The organism is Arthrobacter sp. CAL618 (assembly GCF_000468215.1).
Lineage (GTDB): Bacteria > Actinomycetota > Actinomycetes > Actinomycetales > Micrococcaceae > Arthrobacter_D.
This window is the reverse complement of record NZ_ASZW01000147.1, coordinates 1-13,296: the sequence shown is the minus strand read 5'-3', so window position 1 is coordinate 13,296 and position 13,296 is coordinate 1. Positions and strand designations below refer to the sequence as shown.

At 64.3% G+C, this 13,296-nt stretch carries 12 protein-coding genes and 1 tRNA gene; 9 read left to right on the top strand and 4 right to left on the bottom strand.

The genetic code is table 11. From position 1 onward, the window contains the following. Positions 1-1,533, bottom strand: a 1,533-nt coding sequence (locus K728_RS0108920; protein ID WP_024476487.1) for an alanine/glycine:cation symporter family protein, incomplete at its 3' end; no start/stop codon positions are given. Positions 1,534-1,707: 174 nt separating this feature from the next. Between K728_RS0108920 and K728_RS0108915 the strand changes: the two genes are divergently transcribed. From K728_RS0108915 to yczE, 4 genes are all read left to right on the top strand, one after another. Beyond that, positions 1,708-2,352: a hypothetical protein gene (locus tag K728_RS0108915; protein ID WP_024476486.1), complete on the top strand. Its 645-nt coding sequence runs from the start codon at positions 1,708-1,710 to the stop codon at positions 2,350-2,352. Between the two features lie 18 nt (positions 2,353-2,370). Continuing rightward, positions 2,371-2,447 (top strand) — tRNA-Arg (locus tag K728_RS0108910). Positions 2,448-2,465: 18 nt separating this feature from the next. Then, positions 2,466-2,951, top strand: a complete 486-nt coding sequence (locus K728_RS0108905; protein WP_024476485.1) for a DUF6314 family protein — start codon at positions 2,466-2,468, stop codon at positions 2,949-2,951. A gap of 11 nt (positions 2,952-2,962) precedes the next feature. Then, positions 2,963-3,595 carry a membrane protein YczE gene (yczE, locus tag K728_RS0108900; protein ID WP_024476484.1) on the top strand — a complete coding sequence of 211 codons (633 nt, stop codon included), beginning with the start codon at positions 2,963-2,965 and terminating at the stop codon, positions 3,593-3,595. A gap of 16 nt (positions 3,596-3,611) precedes the next feature. On the opposite strand, the gene K728_RS0108895 is transcribed toward yczE, so the two are convergent. Beyond that, complete coding sequence (locus K728_RS0108895; protein WP_024476483.1) at positions 3,612-5,495, bottom strand: ABC transporter ATP-binding protein; 1,884 nt, start codon at positions 5,493-5,495, stop codon at positions 3,612-3,614. 220 nt (positions 5,496-5,715) lie between these two features. Here K728_RS0108895 and K728_RS0108890 point away from each other — a divergent pair, with 220 nt between their 5' ends. From K728_RS0108890 to K728_RS0108875, 4 genes are read left to right on the top strand one after another with little or no spacing between them, the layout of a single operon-like run. Next, positions 5,716-6,540 (top strand): amino acid ABC transporter substrate-binding protein, encoded by an 825-nt coding sequence (locus K728_RS0108890; protein ID WP_024476482.1) that lies wholly within the window; start codon positions 5,716-5,718, stop codon positions 6,538-6,540. Between the two features lie 27 nt (positions 6,541-6,567). Continuing rightward, complete coding sequence (locus K728_RS0108885) at positions 6,568-7,227, top strand: amino acid ABC transporter permease (RefSeq protein ID WP_024476481.1); 660 nt, start codon at positions 6,568-6,570, stop codon at positions 7,225-7,227. Then, positions 7,214-8,008, top strand: coding sequence for an amino acid ABC transporter ATP-binding protein (locus K728_RS0108880; RefSeq protein WP_019483843.1), 795 nt, complete (start codon positions 7,214-7,216; stop codon positions 8,006-8,008). The genes K728_RS0108885 and K728_RS0108880 overlap by 14 nt, the downstream gene beginning before the upstream one ends. A gap of 29 nt (positions 8,009-8,037) precedes the next feature. Continuing rightward, positions 8,038-8,850, top strand: a complete 813-nt coding sequence (locus tag K728_RS0108875) for a DUF1684 domain-containing protein (RefSeq protein WP_024476480.1) — start codon at positions 8,038-8,040, stop codon at positions 8,848-8,850. Between the two features lie 116 nt (positions 8,851-8,966). Here K728_RS0108875 and K728_RS0108870 read toward each other — a convergent pair whose 3' ends face one another. Together K728_RS0108870 and fdhD are read right to left on the bottom strand one after the other, a co-directional pair. Continuing rightward, positions 8,967-10,004 (bottom strand): LLM class flavin-dependent oxidoreductase, encoded by a 1,038-nt coding sequence (locus tag K728_RS0108870; protein ID WP_024476479.1) that lies wholly within the window; start codon positions 10,002-10,004, stop codon positions 8,967-8,969. A gap of 27 nt (positions 10,005-10,031) precedes the next feature. Then, positions 10,032-10,871: a formate dehydrogenase accessory sulfurtransferase FdhD gene (gene fdhD / locus K728_RS0108865; RefSeq protein ID WP_019483840.1), complete on the bottom strand. Its 840-nt coding sequence runs from the start codon at positions 10,869-10,871 to the stop codon at positions 10,032-10,034. A gap of 64 nt (positions 10,872-10,935) precedes the next feature. Here fdhD and K728_RS0108860 point away from each other — a divergent pair, with 64 nt between their 5' ends. After that, the gene (locus tag K728_RS0108860; RefSeq protein ID WP_019483839.1) at positions 10,936-13,257 is read left to right on the top strand and encodes an FdhF/YdeP family oxidoreductase; all 2,322 of its coding nucleotides are present in this window, start codon (positions 10,936-10,938) and stop codon (positions 13,255-13,257) included. Positions 13,258-13,296 lie beyond the last annotated feature (39 nt).

Below are 13,296 nucleotides of genomic sequence, written 5' to 3'. Positions count from 1 at the left end.
CTTGGCTTCTTCGATATCGTCATGGTCGATACCGAGTTGCAGCAACGTGCCGCTCTTGCGGTCGGCCAGGTAGGCCTTCATCTCGCGCTTGATGACCGGCAGCAGCATGTACACACCAAGCAGGTTCACAAAAGCACAGACGAACAGTGCGGCGTCGGCGAAGTTCAGGACCTGGGCGAAGGTCAGGACGGTGCCGACGACGGTGAAGAAGAGGAACACGCACTTGTAGATGATTTCGGACACCTTGCTGCGTCCGAAGAGGTACTCCCAGGCCTTCAGCCCGTAGTACGACCAGGTGATCAGGGTGGAGAAGGCGAACAGGGCAACAGCGATGGCCAGCACAATCGGGAACCACGAAATGACCGATGCGAAGGCATCCGAGGTGAGGATCACGCCGTCGGGAGCGCCGTCGCCGGCCTGCACCTGGTCGATTCCGGCCTGCAGGCTTGGTGCGCTGGCAATGACAATCGTGAGTGCGGTCATGGTGCAAATAACCACCGTGTCGATGAACGGTTCGAACATCGCGACGAAGCCTTCACTGACCGGACGGCGGGTCTTGACTGCCGAGTGGGCAATTGCTGCGGAGCCCAGGCCGGCCTCGTTGGAGAATGCAGCACGCTGGAAGCCGACGATCATGACACCAATGAAGCCGCCTGNGGCGGGGGCGAAAGCACCCTCGATGATGGAGCCGAAGGCCGCTGGGACGTTGCCGATGTTGACGACGATCACGAAGAGGCAGGCCGTGATGTAGACGGCTGCCATGGCAGGGACGAGCCGGCTGGTGGTAGCACCGATTGATTTGATGCCACCGAGGATCACTGCGCCGACAAGTGCGGCGAGGACAATACCGAAGATCAGGGCAGCGCCCGCGCTGCCGAGGAATCCGTCCGCGCCGCCGGTGACGTTCTGCACCTGGGCGAAGGTCTGGTTGGCCTGGAACATATTGCCACCAGCCACACCGAAGATGAGGATGGCGACGGCAAAGATACCCGTCAGGATCTTTGCGGGCAGTCGGCCAAACTTCTCGAAAGCGATGGGGAGGTATTTGAACGGCCCGCCGCTGACGGTGCCGTCAGGGTGGACCTCGCGGTACTTCACCCCGAGGGTACATTCAGCGAACTTGGTGGCCATACCAAGCAAACCGGCCAGGATCATCCAGAATGTTGCGCCAGGCCCACCAAGGGCCATAGCCGCGCCGACACCGGCAATGTTGCCAAGTCCGACCGTGCCGGACAGTGCTGAGGTCAGGGCCTGGAAGTGAGGCACCTCTCCCGGGTCGTCTTTGGAGGAATACCTGCCGCGGACCACTTCGTAGGACACCTTGAGGTGCCGGAACTGGACGAAGCCGAAGTAGATGGTGAAGATGATGCCCGCGGCGATCAGCCACGCGACAACTATAGGAAAGCTGACCTCCCCAATGGTGATGGGGAAGAACACGATGTTGGAGAACACCTCAGTTACGGGAGCGAAAACCGAATCGATCGCATCCTCGACCTCAGCCAGCCAGCCAATTTCATCCGCAACGCTGGTCATAGGTAGTGCTTGGTTAATTGCCATTCATCTAAACAACCGCAAAGCGTGGTGTGTTTGCAATCACAGATGCTTCGAATGGCATATTTGTCACCAAAACGTGATGTAGTTCACAGAAAATCCGCAGTTTCACATGGTGGGATCTGATTTCATCCGGACAGCTGGGATAATCACTGCATGTCCAAGACCCGAGCGCAGATCGCCAAGAAGCACGGACCGGCCGCGGCCGGCATGCCCGACGCCGCTCCAACCGCAGTTCCACCACGCAGCAACGGGAACATGCTCCTGATCGCCGCGGCTGCCACGGCAGTTCTCCTGTTCGGGTACTACCACCTCCTCGCACTGGGCCAGCTGGGCCAGCTCGCCGAGGGGCTGACGATGCCCGACATGATGTTTGGTGGTTACGGGTCGGCCCACGTGGCCGCCCTGCAGGCGGCCATGGACGACGACGCTCTCGGCCAGCTCAGCTACCTCCATAAGACTGCGGGAACACTGTTCCCCCTCATCTTCGGCATCGCGTGGCTTCTCCTGATCCAGTTAAATGTTGATCGCCGTTGGCTGCGCTGGCTGCTTTGGGCCCCGCCGCTGCTGTTCGCGGTGGTGGACCTGTGGGAAAACGTGGCAATAGATTCGATGCTGGCGGCCACAGCGCCCGACGACGGCCAGGTTGCCTTGGCCTCGGCGCTCACCATCGCGCGCTGGGTCCTGCTGGGGCTCTCAGCCATCGCAGGACTTCTGGCGGTCCTGCTTCCGGGCAGCGTTCGCGGCAAGCTCCCGGTACTGCTGACCGACCCGAATGGGACAGCGCCCGAAAGCAGGTAAGCTGGTACCGCTGTACCCGCCTCTGTAGCTCAGTAGGATAGAGCGTCCCTCTCCTAAAGGGAAGGTCGTCGGTTCGATTCCGGCCAGGGGCACCACCGTGGATGGGTAGCCCGATGAATGAACCGTTTCGCCTCGGCGCCGCTGATACGCTCCTCAACTATCTGCACGGCTCCTGGACGGTCGAGCGTTCACTGGCCGATCACGCCTCCGGTCTGACGGGCCGGTTCACCGGCGTCGCGACCTTCACGTTCGACGACGGCGCCCTTCGCCACGGCGAGCGCGGCTCCCTCGCCTGGGCCGGGTCCTCACCCACACCAGCGACCCGCGAACTGTTCTGGCGGCCGACAGTCGAACCCCAGTCAGCAGAGGTGTTCTTCCCGGACGGCCGCTTTTTCCACTGCCTCGACCTCTCCACCGGCCAGGATTTGCCCGTACATCCGTGCCCACCCGACGTTTACCGGGGAGAGTTCGTCCTGGTGGGTCGGGATCATTGGCAGTACAGGTGGCGGGTCAGCGGCCCCCAGAAGGATCTGACGCTGCTGACGCGCCTCACCCGGACCGCCGAAACGGAATCGTTGAGAAGCAGCCGCGGGGCGTAATGTCGGCCCCTATGAGCCACCTCTTCCTCCGACGCGTCCCCCAGCTACTGGTTGGCTTGTTCTGCTACGGCTTTGCCATTGCCATGATGATCCAGGCCGGGATCGGCGTGTCACCGTGGGACGTACTCGGGCAGGGTGTCGCACTCCAGTCGGGGCTCCCCTTCGGTGTCGCCACGAACATCATTGGGCTGCTGGTGCTCCTGCTCTGGATTCCTATCCGGCAGAAGCCGGGCATCGGGACGGTACTCAACGTGGCGCTGGTGGGCCCCAGCGCAGAGGTGGGCCTGGCCATACTTCCGATGCCGACGGAACTCTGGGCGCAGATCCTGTTGTTTACCGGTGGGCTCACCCTCCTGGCGCTGGCAACCGGACTGTACATCGGTGCCCGGATGGGCCCCGGACCCCGGGACGGGTTGATGACCGGTATTCACCGGAAGTGGGGCTGGAAGATCTGGAAGGTTCGTACGCTCATCGAACTCACCGTGCTGGCCATCGGCTGGTTGCTCGGCGGCACCGTCGGCGTCGGCACCGTCGCCTTTGCCCTCCTAATAGGGCCCATGGTCAACGCAGCGCTCCCGCTGCTTCACATTCCGGACCCGCGCCCCCGCGGCGGCGCGGCAGGCACCGCTGCTCCTGCCACCTGAACCGGCCCACAGGGCGTTAGAGCCCCGGCGCCACGTTCTTCCTGACCGCGAACTGGGTGCGGTGCAGTTCCGCGTACCTGCCGCCACGTTCCAGCAGTTCGTCGTGGGTTCCGCGTTCGGCAATCTGGCCGTCCTCGATCACGAGGATCTGGTCGGCGGTGCGGATGGTCGAGAGCCGGTGGGCGATGACGATGGCGGTCCGCCCCTCCAGTGCTTCACTGAGCGCTGCCTGGACTGCCGCCTCGGAGGTGGAGTCCAGTGCGGCGGTCGCCTCGTCCAGGATCACCACCCGGGGTTGGGCCAGCAGGAGCCGGGCGATCGTCATGCGCTGGCGTTCCCCGCCGGAAAGCCGGTAGCCGCGCTCCCCCACCATGGTGTCCAGCTGATCGGGCAGTGACCTCAGCAGCGGTTCGAGCCGGGCCCGCCGGACGGCGTCCCAGATCTCCTCGTCGGTCGCCCCGGGCCGTGCCAGTAGCAGATTCGATTTGATGGTCTCGTGGAAGAGATGGCCGTCCTGGGTGACCATGCCCATGGTGTGCCGGAGCGATTCGAAGGTCACGTCCCGCACGTCGGTGCCAGCGAGGCGGACCGCGCCGCTGTCGACGTCGTACAACCGGGACAGCAACTGCGCGATCGTGGATTTGCCGGCACCCGATGTTCCCACCAGGGCGATCGTCTGGCCCGGTTCCACCCGGAAGGACACCCCGTGCAGCACCTCCTCGCCGCCCCGGGTATCCAGGGTGGAGACCTCCTCCAGTGAGGCGAGGGACACCTTGTCCGCCGAGGGGTAGGCGAACCGGACGTCGTCGAACTCCACTGAGACCGGACCGTCGGGGATACGTCCCGCGTCGGGCTTCTCCTTGATCAGCGGGTCCAGGTCGAGGACCTCGAAGACGCGCTCGAAGCTGACCAGCGCGCTCATGATTTCCACCCGGGCGTTGGCCAGGTTGGTCAGGGGTGCGTACAGGCGGGTGAGCAGCAGCGCGAGCGTGACCACCTCACCCGTGTTCAACGCACCGTTCAGGGCCAGGGCACCGCCGAGGCCGTACACCAGGGCGAGGGCGAGCGCGGAGACCAGCATCAGTGCGGTGACGAAGACCCACTGGAGCATGGCCATCCGGACGCCAATGTCGCGGACCCGTGCGGCGCGGACCGCGAATTCCTGCGACTCCTCGTCCGGGCGGCCGAACAGTTTGACCAGGGTGGCGCCGGGGGCGGAAAAGCGCTCGGTCATCTGCGTGCTCATCGCCGAGTTGTGGTCGGCTGCCTCGCGACGCAGGGCGGCGAGGCGGTTGCCCATCCGGCGGGCGGGCAACAGGAAGATCGGCAGCATGATGACGGCCAGCACGGTGACCAGGACCGACGTCGTCAGCATGACCACCAGGGTGAGGGCGAGCGCCACAATGTTGCTGACCACCCCGGAGAGGGTGCCGCTGAAGGCCTGCTGTGCGCCGATCACGTCGTTGTTGAGCCGGCTCACCAGCGCGCCCGTCCGGGTCCGGGTGAAGAAGGCGATCGGCATTTTCTGTACGTGGTCGAAAACGGTGGTGCGCAGGTCCAGGATGACTCCCTCACCGATCTTCGAGGAGAACCAGCGGGTCGCCATGGACACCACGGCGTCGGCAACCGCTACCAGAGCGATGACGACGGCCAGCCAGATGACTGTCTCAAGCCCGGTGCCGGCAATGATCTCGTTGACCACCTGGCCAGCGAGGACCGGCGTCGCGACCGCGAGGAACGCGGACACCACCGACAACGCGATGAAGAAGATCAGTTTGGTCCGGTACGGCACAGCAAATCTCAGGATGCGTTTCAGCGTTTCCTTCGAGAATTTGTTGTTGCTGTCCTTGGCGGTGGAAATCCGGTACAGGGAATTCCAGGCAGCGCCTTCCATGCTCATGTATAAGCCTCCGTTGCTCTGGTGTTCAGCTTATGCCCGCAACCTCCGGGGACGAGTCCCGGAGCGGCCCAAGGTCGCACGGATCACACCGGCGGCCGGAACTAATTCCGCTGAGGGCTTTGTTGCACTATGTGGCTCCGCACGTTGTGCCCGCACAACCATGCCCTGTACAACGGCAGGAGACCCCTGAACCATCCCCAGTTAGTAAGGACCCGCAAAAATGTTGACCCATCGTCTTTCAATCCTTGGCGCAGCCACCGCTCTCACCCTGGGCCTGGCGGCCTGCGGCGGCGGAGAAACCACCGGGGAGCCAGCTGACGGCAGCGCCTCTGCGGGACCCACCACGCTGCAGGAAATCCAGGACGCCGGCGTCATCACCGTCGGCACCGAGGGAACCTACCGTCCCTTCAGTTTCCATGAGGGCGGCGCCGGGGACCTGACCGGGTTCGACGTCGAGGTCATCACCGCCGTCGCCGAGGAACTCGGTGTTGAGGCGGAGTTCGAGGAAACCCAGTGGGACGCCATCTTCGCCGGGCTGGATGCCGGCCGGTTCGATGTCATCGCGAACCAGGTCTCGATCACCGACGAGCGTCTCGAAAACTACGATTTCTCCGATCCCTACACGGTCAGCACCGGTGTGATCGTCACCAGCGCCGACAACACCGAGATCACCTCCTTCGAGGACCTCGAGGGTAAGACCACCGCCCAGTCGCTGACCAGCAACTGGCACGAACTGGCGCAGGAAAGCGGCGCCGAAATTGAGGCAGTCGAAGGGTGGGCGCAGTCAGTCGCACTCCTGGAACAGGGGCGGGTGGACGCCACGATCAACGACACGCTGACCTACCTGGACTACCAGCAGACCAACCCCACCGACGCGATCAAGATCGCCGCTGAAACCGATGAGGAATCCCTGAGTGCCTTCGCCTTCACCAAGGGCAGCGACGACCTGATTGCCGCGGTCGACGAGGCCCTCGCCAGTCTGCGTGCAGACGGTACGCTTGCCGAGATCTCGGAGAAGTACTTCGGCTCCGACGTCACCGAATAGCACCGGCTAGCCACACGGAGGAACACCATCGACTGGACACTGTTCTGGGATTCGCTCTGGCCTCTGGTCCTGGGCGGGCTGACGGGCACCATCCCGCTGTCCCTGTCGTCGTTTGTCCTCGGCCTGCTCCTGGCGCTCGTGATCGCTTTGATGCGGTTGAGCAGCAACCGGTTCGCGTCAGGAGCGGCCCGGGTGTACGTCTCAATCATCAGGGGCACTCCCCTGCTGGTGCAGCTGTTCGTCATCTTCTATGGGCTGCCCTCGATCGGGCTGGTGATTGATCCCTGGCCCAGCGCCATCATCGCGTTCTCCCTGAACGTGGCCGGCTACGCGGCGGAGATCATCCGTGCGGCGATCCTGTCCGTCCCCAAGGGCCAATGGGAGGCCGGGCACACCATTGGCATGTCCCGCACCCGGACCCTGCGCCGGATTATCCTGCCGCAGGCCGCCCGCGTGTCGGTACCACCCCTGTCCAACACGTTCATCAGCCTGGTGAAGGACACTTCCCTGGCATCACTGATCCTGGTGACCGAGCTGTTCCGCCAGGCGCAGGAGATCGCAGCGTTCAGCCAGCAATTCATGATGTTGTATCTGGAGGCCGCGCTGGTCTACTGGGTGTTCTGCCTCGTTCTCTCCAGCGGGCAGTCCTATCTGGAGAAGAGGTTGGATCGTTATGTCGCACACTGAGCCCGCTGCCGGCCGCTCCGGTGAACCGGGAAACCTGCTGACCGTGACCGGACTCAGTAAATCGTTCGGCGACAACGTGGTGCTGAAGTCAATCGACCTGGCGGTCCGGCCCGGTCAGGTCACTGCCCTGATCGGGCCGTCCGGCTCCGGTAAAACCACAGTGCTCCGCTGCCTCAACGGGCTCGAGACGCCCGACGGCGGAACAGTCTCGGTCGCGGGTGGACCGTCGGTGGATTTCGGCGGGCAGGTCAAAGCCAGGGACCTGTCGGCGTTGCGCGACCAGAGCGCCATGGTCTTCCAGCACTACAACCTGTTTCCCCACATGACCGTCCTTCAGAACGTCATCGAAGGACCCATGCAGGTCAAGAAAACCCGCAGGGCCGACGCCGTCCGGGACGCCGAGGCGCTGCTCGCCCGGGTGGGACTGGCCGACAAGAAGGACCAGTACCCGTTTGAACTGTCGGGCGGGCAGCAGCAGCGGGTCGGCATTGTGCGCGCGCTGGCCCTGAAACCGGCGCTGCTGCTCTTTGATGAACCCACCTCGGCGCTCGACCCGGAGCTCGTGGGTGAAGTCCTGGGTGTCATCAAGGAACTAGCCGACGAGCAATGGACCATGGTGATCGTTACCCATGAGCTGGCCTTCGCCCGCGAGGTTGCCGATGAAGTGGTCTTCATGGACGGCGGCGTGGTGATCGAACGCGGCCACCCCGACACCGTGCTGCGGGCGCCCAAAGCGGAGCGGACCAAACGGTTCGTCCAGCGCCTCCTCCACCCGTTCTGACCCGTTCTGCGACTTTTTGGAGATTTCCCATGACCCAGCACACCCCTGACCGGACTCACCTCCAGCAGTGGCGCAGCTTCCGTGAGCAGCGTGACGGCTCCCTCGCCGTCGGCCATGGCTGGCTGACCCTGACGTCCCTGCAGTGGCTACCTGCTGAGCCGTCGGCACTGGAACTGGTGCCCGGCCTCTGGAGTGCAGGGCTGCCCGGTTCCGCCGAGGGCGCCACCCTGACCGCCCAGGTCGCTGAGGGCCTGACCCTCGCAAGCACCGGGGCGCCAGTCAGTGGAACGATCACCCAGCTCCTCGACGACGGCGATTCCCTTAACTGGGTGCGCTATCAGGACACAGTGGTGGAACTCGCGGTCCGCGGCAACCGCTACGTGGTGCGGACCCGCGACAACACGGCCCCCACATTCACTGGGTTCGACGGCGTGCCCGTCTTCGAGTACGACTCCTTCGCGGTGGCCGAGGGCCGCTACACTGCCTTTCCGGCGGCGCGTGAGATACCGATCCGGACCGCCCACCCCGAGGTCGACGACGTCGCCCAGGCGACCGGAACGGTTTCCTTTGTCATCGGTGGCGATGAACACACCCTGATGGCCGAACAGCAGCGGGACGGCTCCCTGAAAGTGGCGTTCCACGATGCGACGAACAAGGACACCACCGCCGGGTGGCGTTTCCTTGTCACCGACCGGGTGTCATCTGATGGTCGGGTCCAGCTCGACTTCAACCGTGCGTTGAACTACCCGAGCGCGTTCACCCCGTATGGCACCTGCCCGCGGCCGATCGACGGTAACCGCATCGGCGTCCCGGTGGAAGCCGGCGAACGCATTCCCGGCTAGCGTCGTCGTCGTGCCCGCTTGGCCCGTTTCGGTGAGGAACCTGGACATCCGTGGGCAACTTTCGCTTTTCTCTCACCAATGTCCAGGTTGACCCGGCCTGTCCAGGTTGCTCACCGCTACGGCGCCACCACACCGAGCTCGCGGCGCACCATGGGCAGCACCTCGGTGCCGAGCAGTTCAATCGACTCGAGTACCTGCGCCTGCGGCACGGAGGACCAGTCGAGCTGCAGAATGTGGCGGTCGTGCTGCATCTGTGAGTGGGCCAGCACAATCTTCTCCGCCACTTCCTCGGGGTTCCCCACGAAGATCGCCCCGGTGCGTGCCGCCTGCATGTTGTAGGTGACCTCGCTCGGCATCGGGAAGCCCCGCTCCGATGAAATCCGCTTCATCGTGTCCAGCCAGTACGGCTTGAAGACTGCTGAAGCGTCCTTCCTCAACACCAGCCCGACGCCGCTCAGGCCCACCTTCAGGTTCGAGGGGTCATGGCCCGCCCGGACAGCTGTCTCGCGATAGAGCTGCGCGTGCTGGGCGAAGTTCCCCACGGCTCCCCCAAGCAAGGCAAAGATCACGGGCGTGCCCAGGCGTGCAGCCCGCACTGACGACGCCGGTGTGCCGCCGGTAGCGATCCAGATGTCGAGGTGCCCTGAGGTGGGCCGCGGCAGGATCAACGCATCATCCAAGGCGGCACGGAACTTGCCGGTCCAGGTAATGCGTTCAGCGGCGTCGAGCTGCAGCAGCAGCCGGATTTTCTCCTCGTAGAGCTCTTCGTAGTCCCCGAGTTCCGCCCCGAACAGCGGATAGGACTCGATGAAGGACCCCCGCCCGGCCGTGAGCTCAGCCCGGCCTCCGGAGAGGAGGTCGAGGGTCGCGAACTGCTGGTACACCCGCACCGGGTCCTCGGTGCTCAGGACTGTGACCGCCGAGCCGAGGTGGATCCTGGTGGTCTGCGCGGCGGCCGCGGCGAGCACGGGCACCACCGACGACACGGCGTAGTCCGGGCGGTGGTGTTCACCGATGCCGAAGTAGTCCAGTCCCACCTGGTCGACGAGCCGGGCCCGCTCCAGCAGGTCCGCCATCCGCTGCTGCGGCGAAACCCGCTCTCCCGTCACCGGGTTGGGGTGGATGTCCCCGAAACTGTAGATACCGAGTTCCATGCGCGAGGCCCCTGACGTAGGTGGTGGCTAGGCTGCGATCCGCTGCGGGTGCGTGTAGCAGTTCAAAGAGGTGCCGCGGCTGAAGCCCACCAGGGTGATGCCGGTTTCCTCGGCGAGGTCGGCAGCCAACGACGACGGCGCGCTGACGGCCGACAGCACGGGGATCCCCGCAAGCTGCGCCTTCTGCACCAGCTCGAAGGAGGCCCGCCCGGACACCTGGAGGATGGTTCCCTTCAGGGGGAGCATTCCCTCCCGCAGCGCCCAGCCCACCACCTTGTCGACCGCGTTGTGCCGGCCCACGTCCTCACGAAGGCATAACAATTCGCCGTCGCGGGTGAACAGCCCCGCAGCGTGCACGCCACCGGTCGAGTCGAACAGCTTTTGTGATTCACGCAGCCGGTCGGGCAGCCCGGCGAGCGCCGGGAGCGTGACCTGGGCGTCGTCGTCGTGCACGTCAAAACGGGACGACTTGCGCACCGCATCGATCGAGGCTGTGCCGCAGATTCCACAGGAACTGGACGTGTACACGTGGCGTTCCATCGTGGTGTCCGGAAGTACCACATCGGGTCTGAGCTGGGATTCGACCACGTTGAAGGTCTGCTGACCGGCGTCGTCCACGCCTGCACAGTAGCGGAGACTGACCAGCTGCCCGGGCTCCCAGACGATGCCCTCAGAGACCAGGAATCCTGCCACCAGGTCAAAGTCGTCGCCGGGTGTGCGCATGGTCACCGAAAATGACTTTGCTCCCAAGCGGATCTCCAGCGGTTCCTCACCGGCGAGGATATCCTCGCGCCGGCTGATGCCATTTTCGGTTGCGCCGAGGCGGAACCGGGTGATCTGGCGGCGCTGACTGACGCGCTTCTTCAATTTGCACTCCTACCGTTGTCCTAGGATGAGACTAGTGGACTTCTGACCCTAGGATGTGATGGCTATGGCGACTCGTGCGCCCAAAGATGGAATCAACGAAGCCGAAATTGAGGTCGGTAAGCCCAAGAGAAAAGCGGTGGGACTTCCCGCCGTCCTGAACTCCCTGAAGATTTCCCTGGACCAGATGGGTCCGGTGCGCAGCGCGCAGACGCTGCTGGCAGTGAACCAGGTAAAGGGTTTCGACTGCATGGGCTGTGCCTGGCCCGAGGGTGACAAACGGCACACCGCCGAGTTCTGCGAAAACGGCGCCAAGGCTGTCGCCGAAGAAGCGACGCGCCGCATCGTGACGCCGTCGTTCTTCGAGAAGCACTCGGTTGCCGAGCTCAACGAGCGCGATGAGTACTGGCTGGGCCAGCAGGGCCGCATCACCCATCCCATGCTCCTGGAAGAGGGCGGCACCCATTACCGTCCGGTGAGCTGGGATCAGGCCTACGACATCATCGTCGAAGAGCTGGCGGCACTGGACAGTCCCGACGAAGCGGTCTTCTACACCTCCGGCCGTACCTCCAACGAGGCGGCATTCCTGTACCAGCTGATGGTGCGCGGTATCGGCACCAACAACCTGCCGGACTGCTCGAACATGTGCCACGAGTCCTCGGGCTCCGCGCTGACCCAGACCATCGGCATCGGTAAGGGGACGGTGTCCCTCGAAGACGTCGACAAGGCCCCGCTGATCCTGGTCGCGGGCCAGAACCCGGGAACCAACCACCCCCGCATGCTGACGTCGCTGGAAAAGGCGAAGAAGAACGGCGGGCAGATCGTCGCGATCAACCCGCTGCCCGAGGCTGGGCTGCTGCGCTTCGAAAATCCGCAGAAGATCTCCGGCATCCTCGGCACCAGGTTCGGTGGCGGCACCCAGCTCTCCGACGATTTCCTCCAGATCCGCCTCGGCGGCGACCAGGCCCTGTTCCAGGGTCTCGGCAAGTACCTGCTGGAGCAGGAGGAGAAGACCGGGACGGTTTTCGACCACGAGTTCATCAAGGAACACACCACCGGCCTGGAAGAGTACCTGCAGGAACTGCGTGACGTGTCCTGGGACGAGATCGTCGAGGCCAGTGGAATCGCCAAGTCTCAGATCACCTCGGTCGGCGATCGGATGATCGCGTCCCCCGGCACCGTGGTGTGCTGGGCGATGGGTCTGACCCAGCACAAGCACTCGGTGAAGACACTGCGCGACGTCGTCAACGTCCTCCTGTTGCAGGGCAATATCGGGAAGCCTGGAGCGGGCGTCTGCCCGGTCCGGGGACACTCAAACGTGCAGGGCGACCGCACCATGGGCATCTTCGAGCGCATGCCCGACGGTTTCCACGACAGCCTGGACTCGCACTTCAACTTCGCGTCGCCGCGTAAGCACGGCGTCGATGTTGTTGCGGCGATCCGTTCCATGCGCGACGGCGGCGCGAAGGTCTTCATGGCGATGGGTGGCAACTTTGTGCGCGCCACTCCGGACTCCGATGTGACCGACAAGGCGCTCCGCAACACGCGCCTGACCGTACAGGTGTCGACGAAGATGAACCGTTCGCACCTGATCACCGGCCGTCGTGCCTTGATTCTGCCGGCCCTGGGCCGGACGGATCGGGACACCCAGGCCACCGGCGACCAGCGGGTGACGGTCGAAGACTCGATGAGTGCGGTGCATGCCTCGCGTGGACGGCTTCGTCCCCCAGGACCGGATGTGCGCTCGGAGATCTCGATCGTGTGTGAGCTCGGTGACCGGTTGTTCGCTCGCCCGGAGAGCCCGTTCCGCGACAACGCCCCGCAGATCGACTGGGTTGCGGCGCAGGCCGACTATTCGGTCATCCGTAACCACATTGAGGCGGTCATCCCTGGCTTCGAGGATTACAACACCCGGATTGAAACGGGTGGGTTCGTCCTGCCGAATGGTCCCCGTGACGGCCGGAAGTTCACCACTCCGTCCGGCAAGGCGGTCTTCACCGGCAACGCCCTCGAGTACCCGAAGATCCCCGAGGGGCGGCTGCTGCTGCAGACCCTACGGTCGCACGATCAGTACAACACGACGATCTACGGCAAGGATGACCGGTACCGCGGCATCCACGGCGGACGACGTGTGGTGCTGGTGCATGCGGACGATCTGGCAGCTGCTGGGATCGCCGAAGGAGAAATGGTGAACCTGGTCTCGCAGTTCTCCGATGGCGTTGAGCGCCGGGCCGAGAACTTCCGGGCGGTCACCTACGCCACCCCGCGGGGTTGCGCGGCCGCCTACTACCCCGAGACCAACGTGCTGGTGCCGTTGGATTCCACGGCTGACGTCAGTGGAACACCGACGTCCAAGTCGGTCATCATCCGGCTTGAGAAGATCGCCTGAGCTGAACCGCTCTGAGCCTGAAACACCGGCGCCCCCATT

Bases quoted from the DNA above. Each gene is read 5' to 3' on its own strand.
- K728_RS0108915 (WP_024476486.1), top strand. From the start codon at position 1,708: ATGTCCAAGACCCGAGCGCAGATCGCCAAGAAGCACGGACCGGCCGCG.
- K728_RS0108895 (WP_024476483.1), bottom strand. From the start codon at position 5,495: ATGAGCATGGAAGGCGCTGCCTGGAATTCCCTGTACCGGATTTCCACC.
- K728_RS0108905 (WP_024476485.1), top strand. From the start codon at position 2,466: ATGAATGAACCGTTTCGCCTCGGCGCCGCTGATACGCTCCTCAACTAT.
- K728_RS0108875 (WP_024476480.1), top strand. From the start codon at position 8,038: ATGACCCAGCACACCCCTGACCGGACTCACCTCCAGCAGTGGCGCAGC.
- K728_RS0108880 (WP_019483843.1), top strand. From the start codon at position 7,214: ATGTCGCACACTGAGCCCGCTGCCGGCCGCTCCGGTGAACCGGGAAAC.
- K728_RS0108870 (WP_024476479.1), bottom strand. From the start codon at position 10,004: ATGGAACTCGGTATCTACAGTTTCGGGGACATCCACCCCAACCCGGTG.
- K728_RS0108890 (WP_024476482.1), top strand. From the start codon at position 5,716: ATGTTGACCCATCGTCTTTCAATCCTTGGCGCAGCCACCGCTCTCACC.
- K728_RS0108860 (WP_019483839.1), top strand. From the start codon at position 10,936: ATGGCGACTCGTGCGCCCAAAGATGGAATCAACGAAGCCGAAATTGAG.
- yczE (WP_024476484.1), top strand. From the start codon at position 2,963: ATGAGCCACCTCTTCCTCCGACGCGTCCCCCAGCTACTGGTTGGCTTG.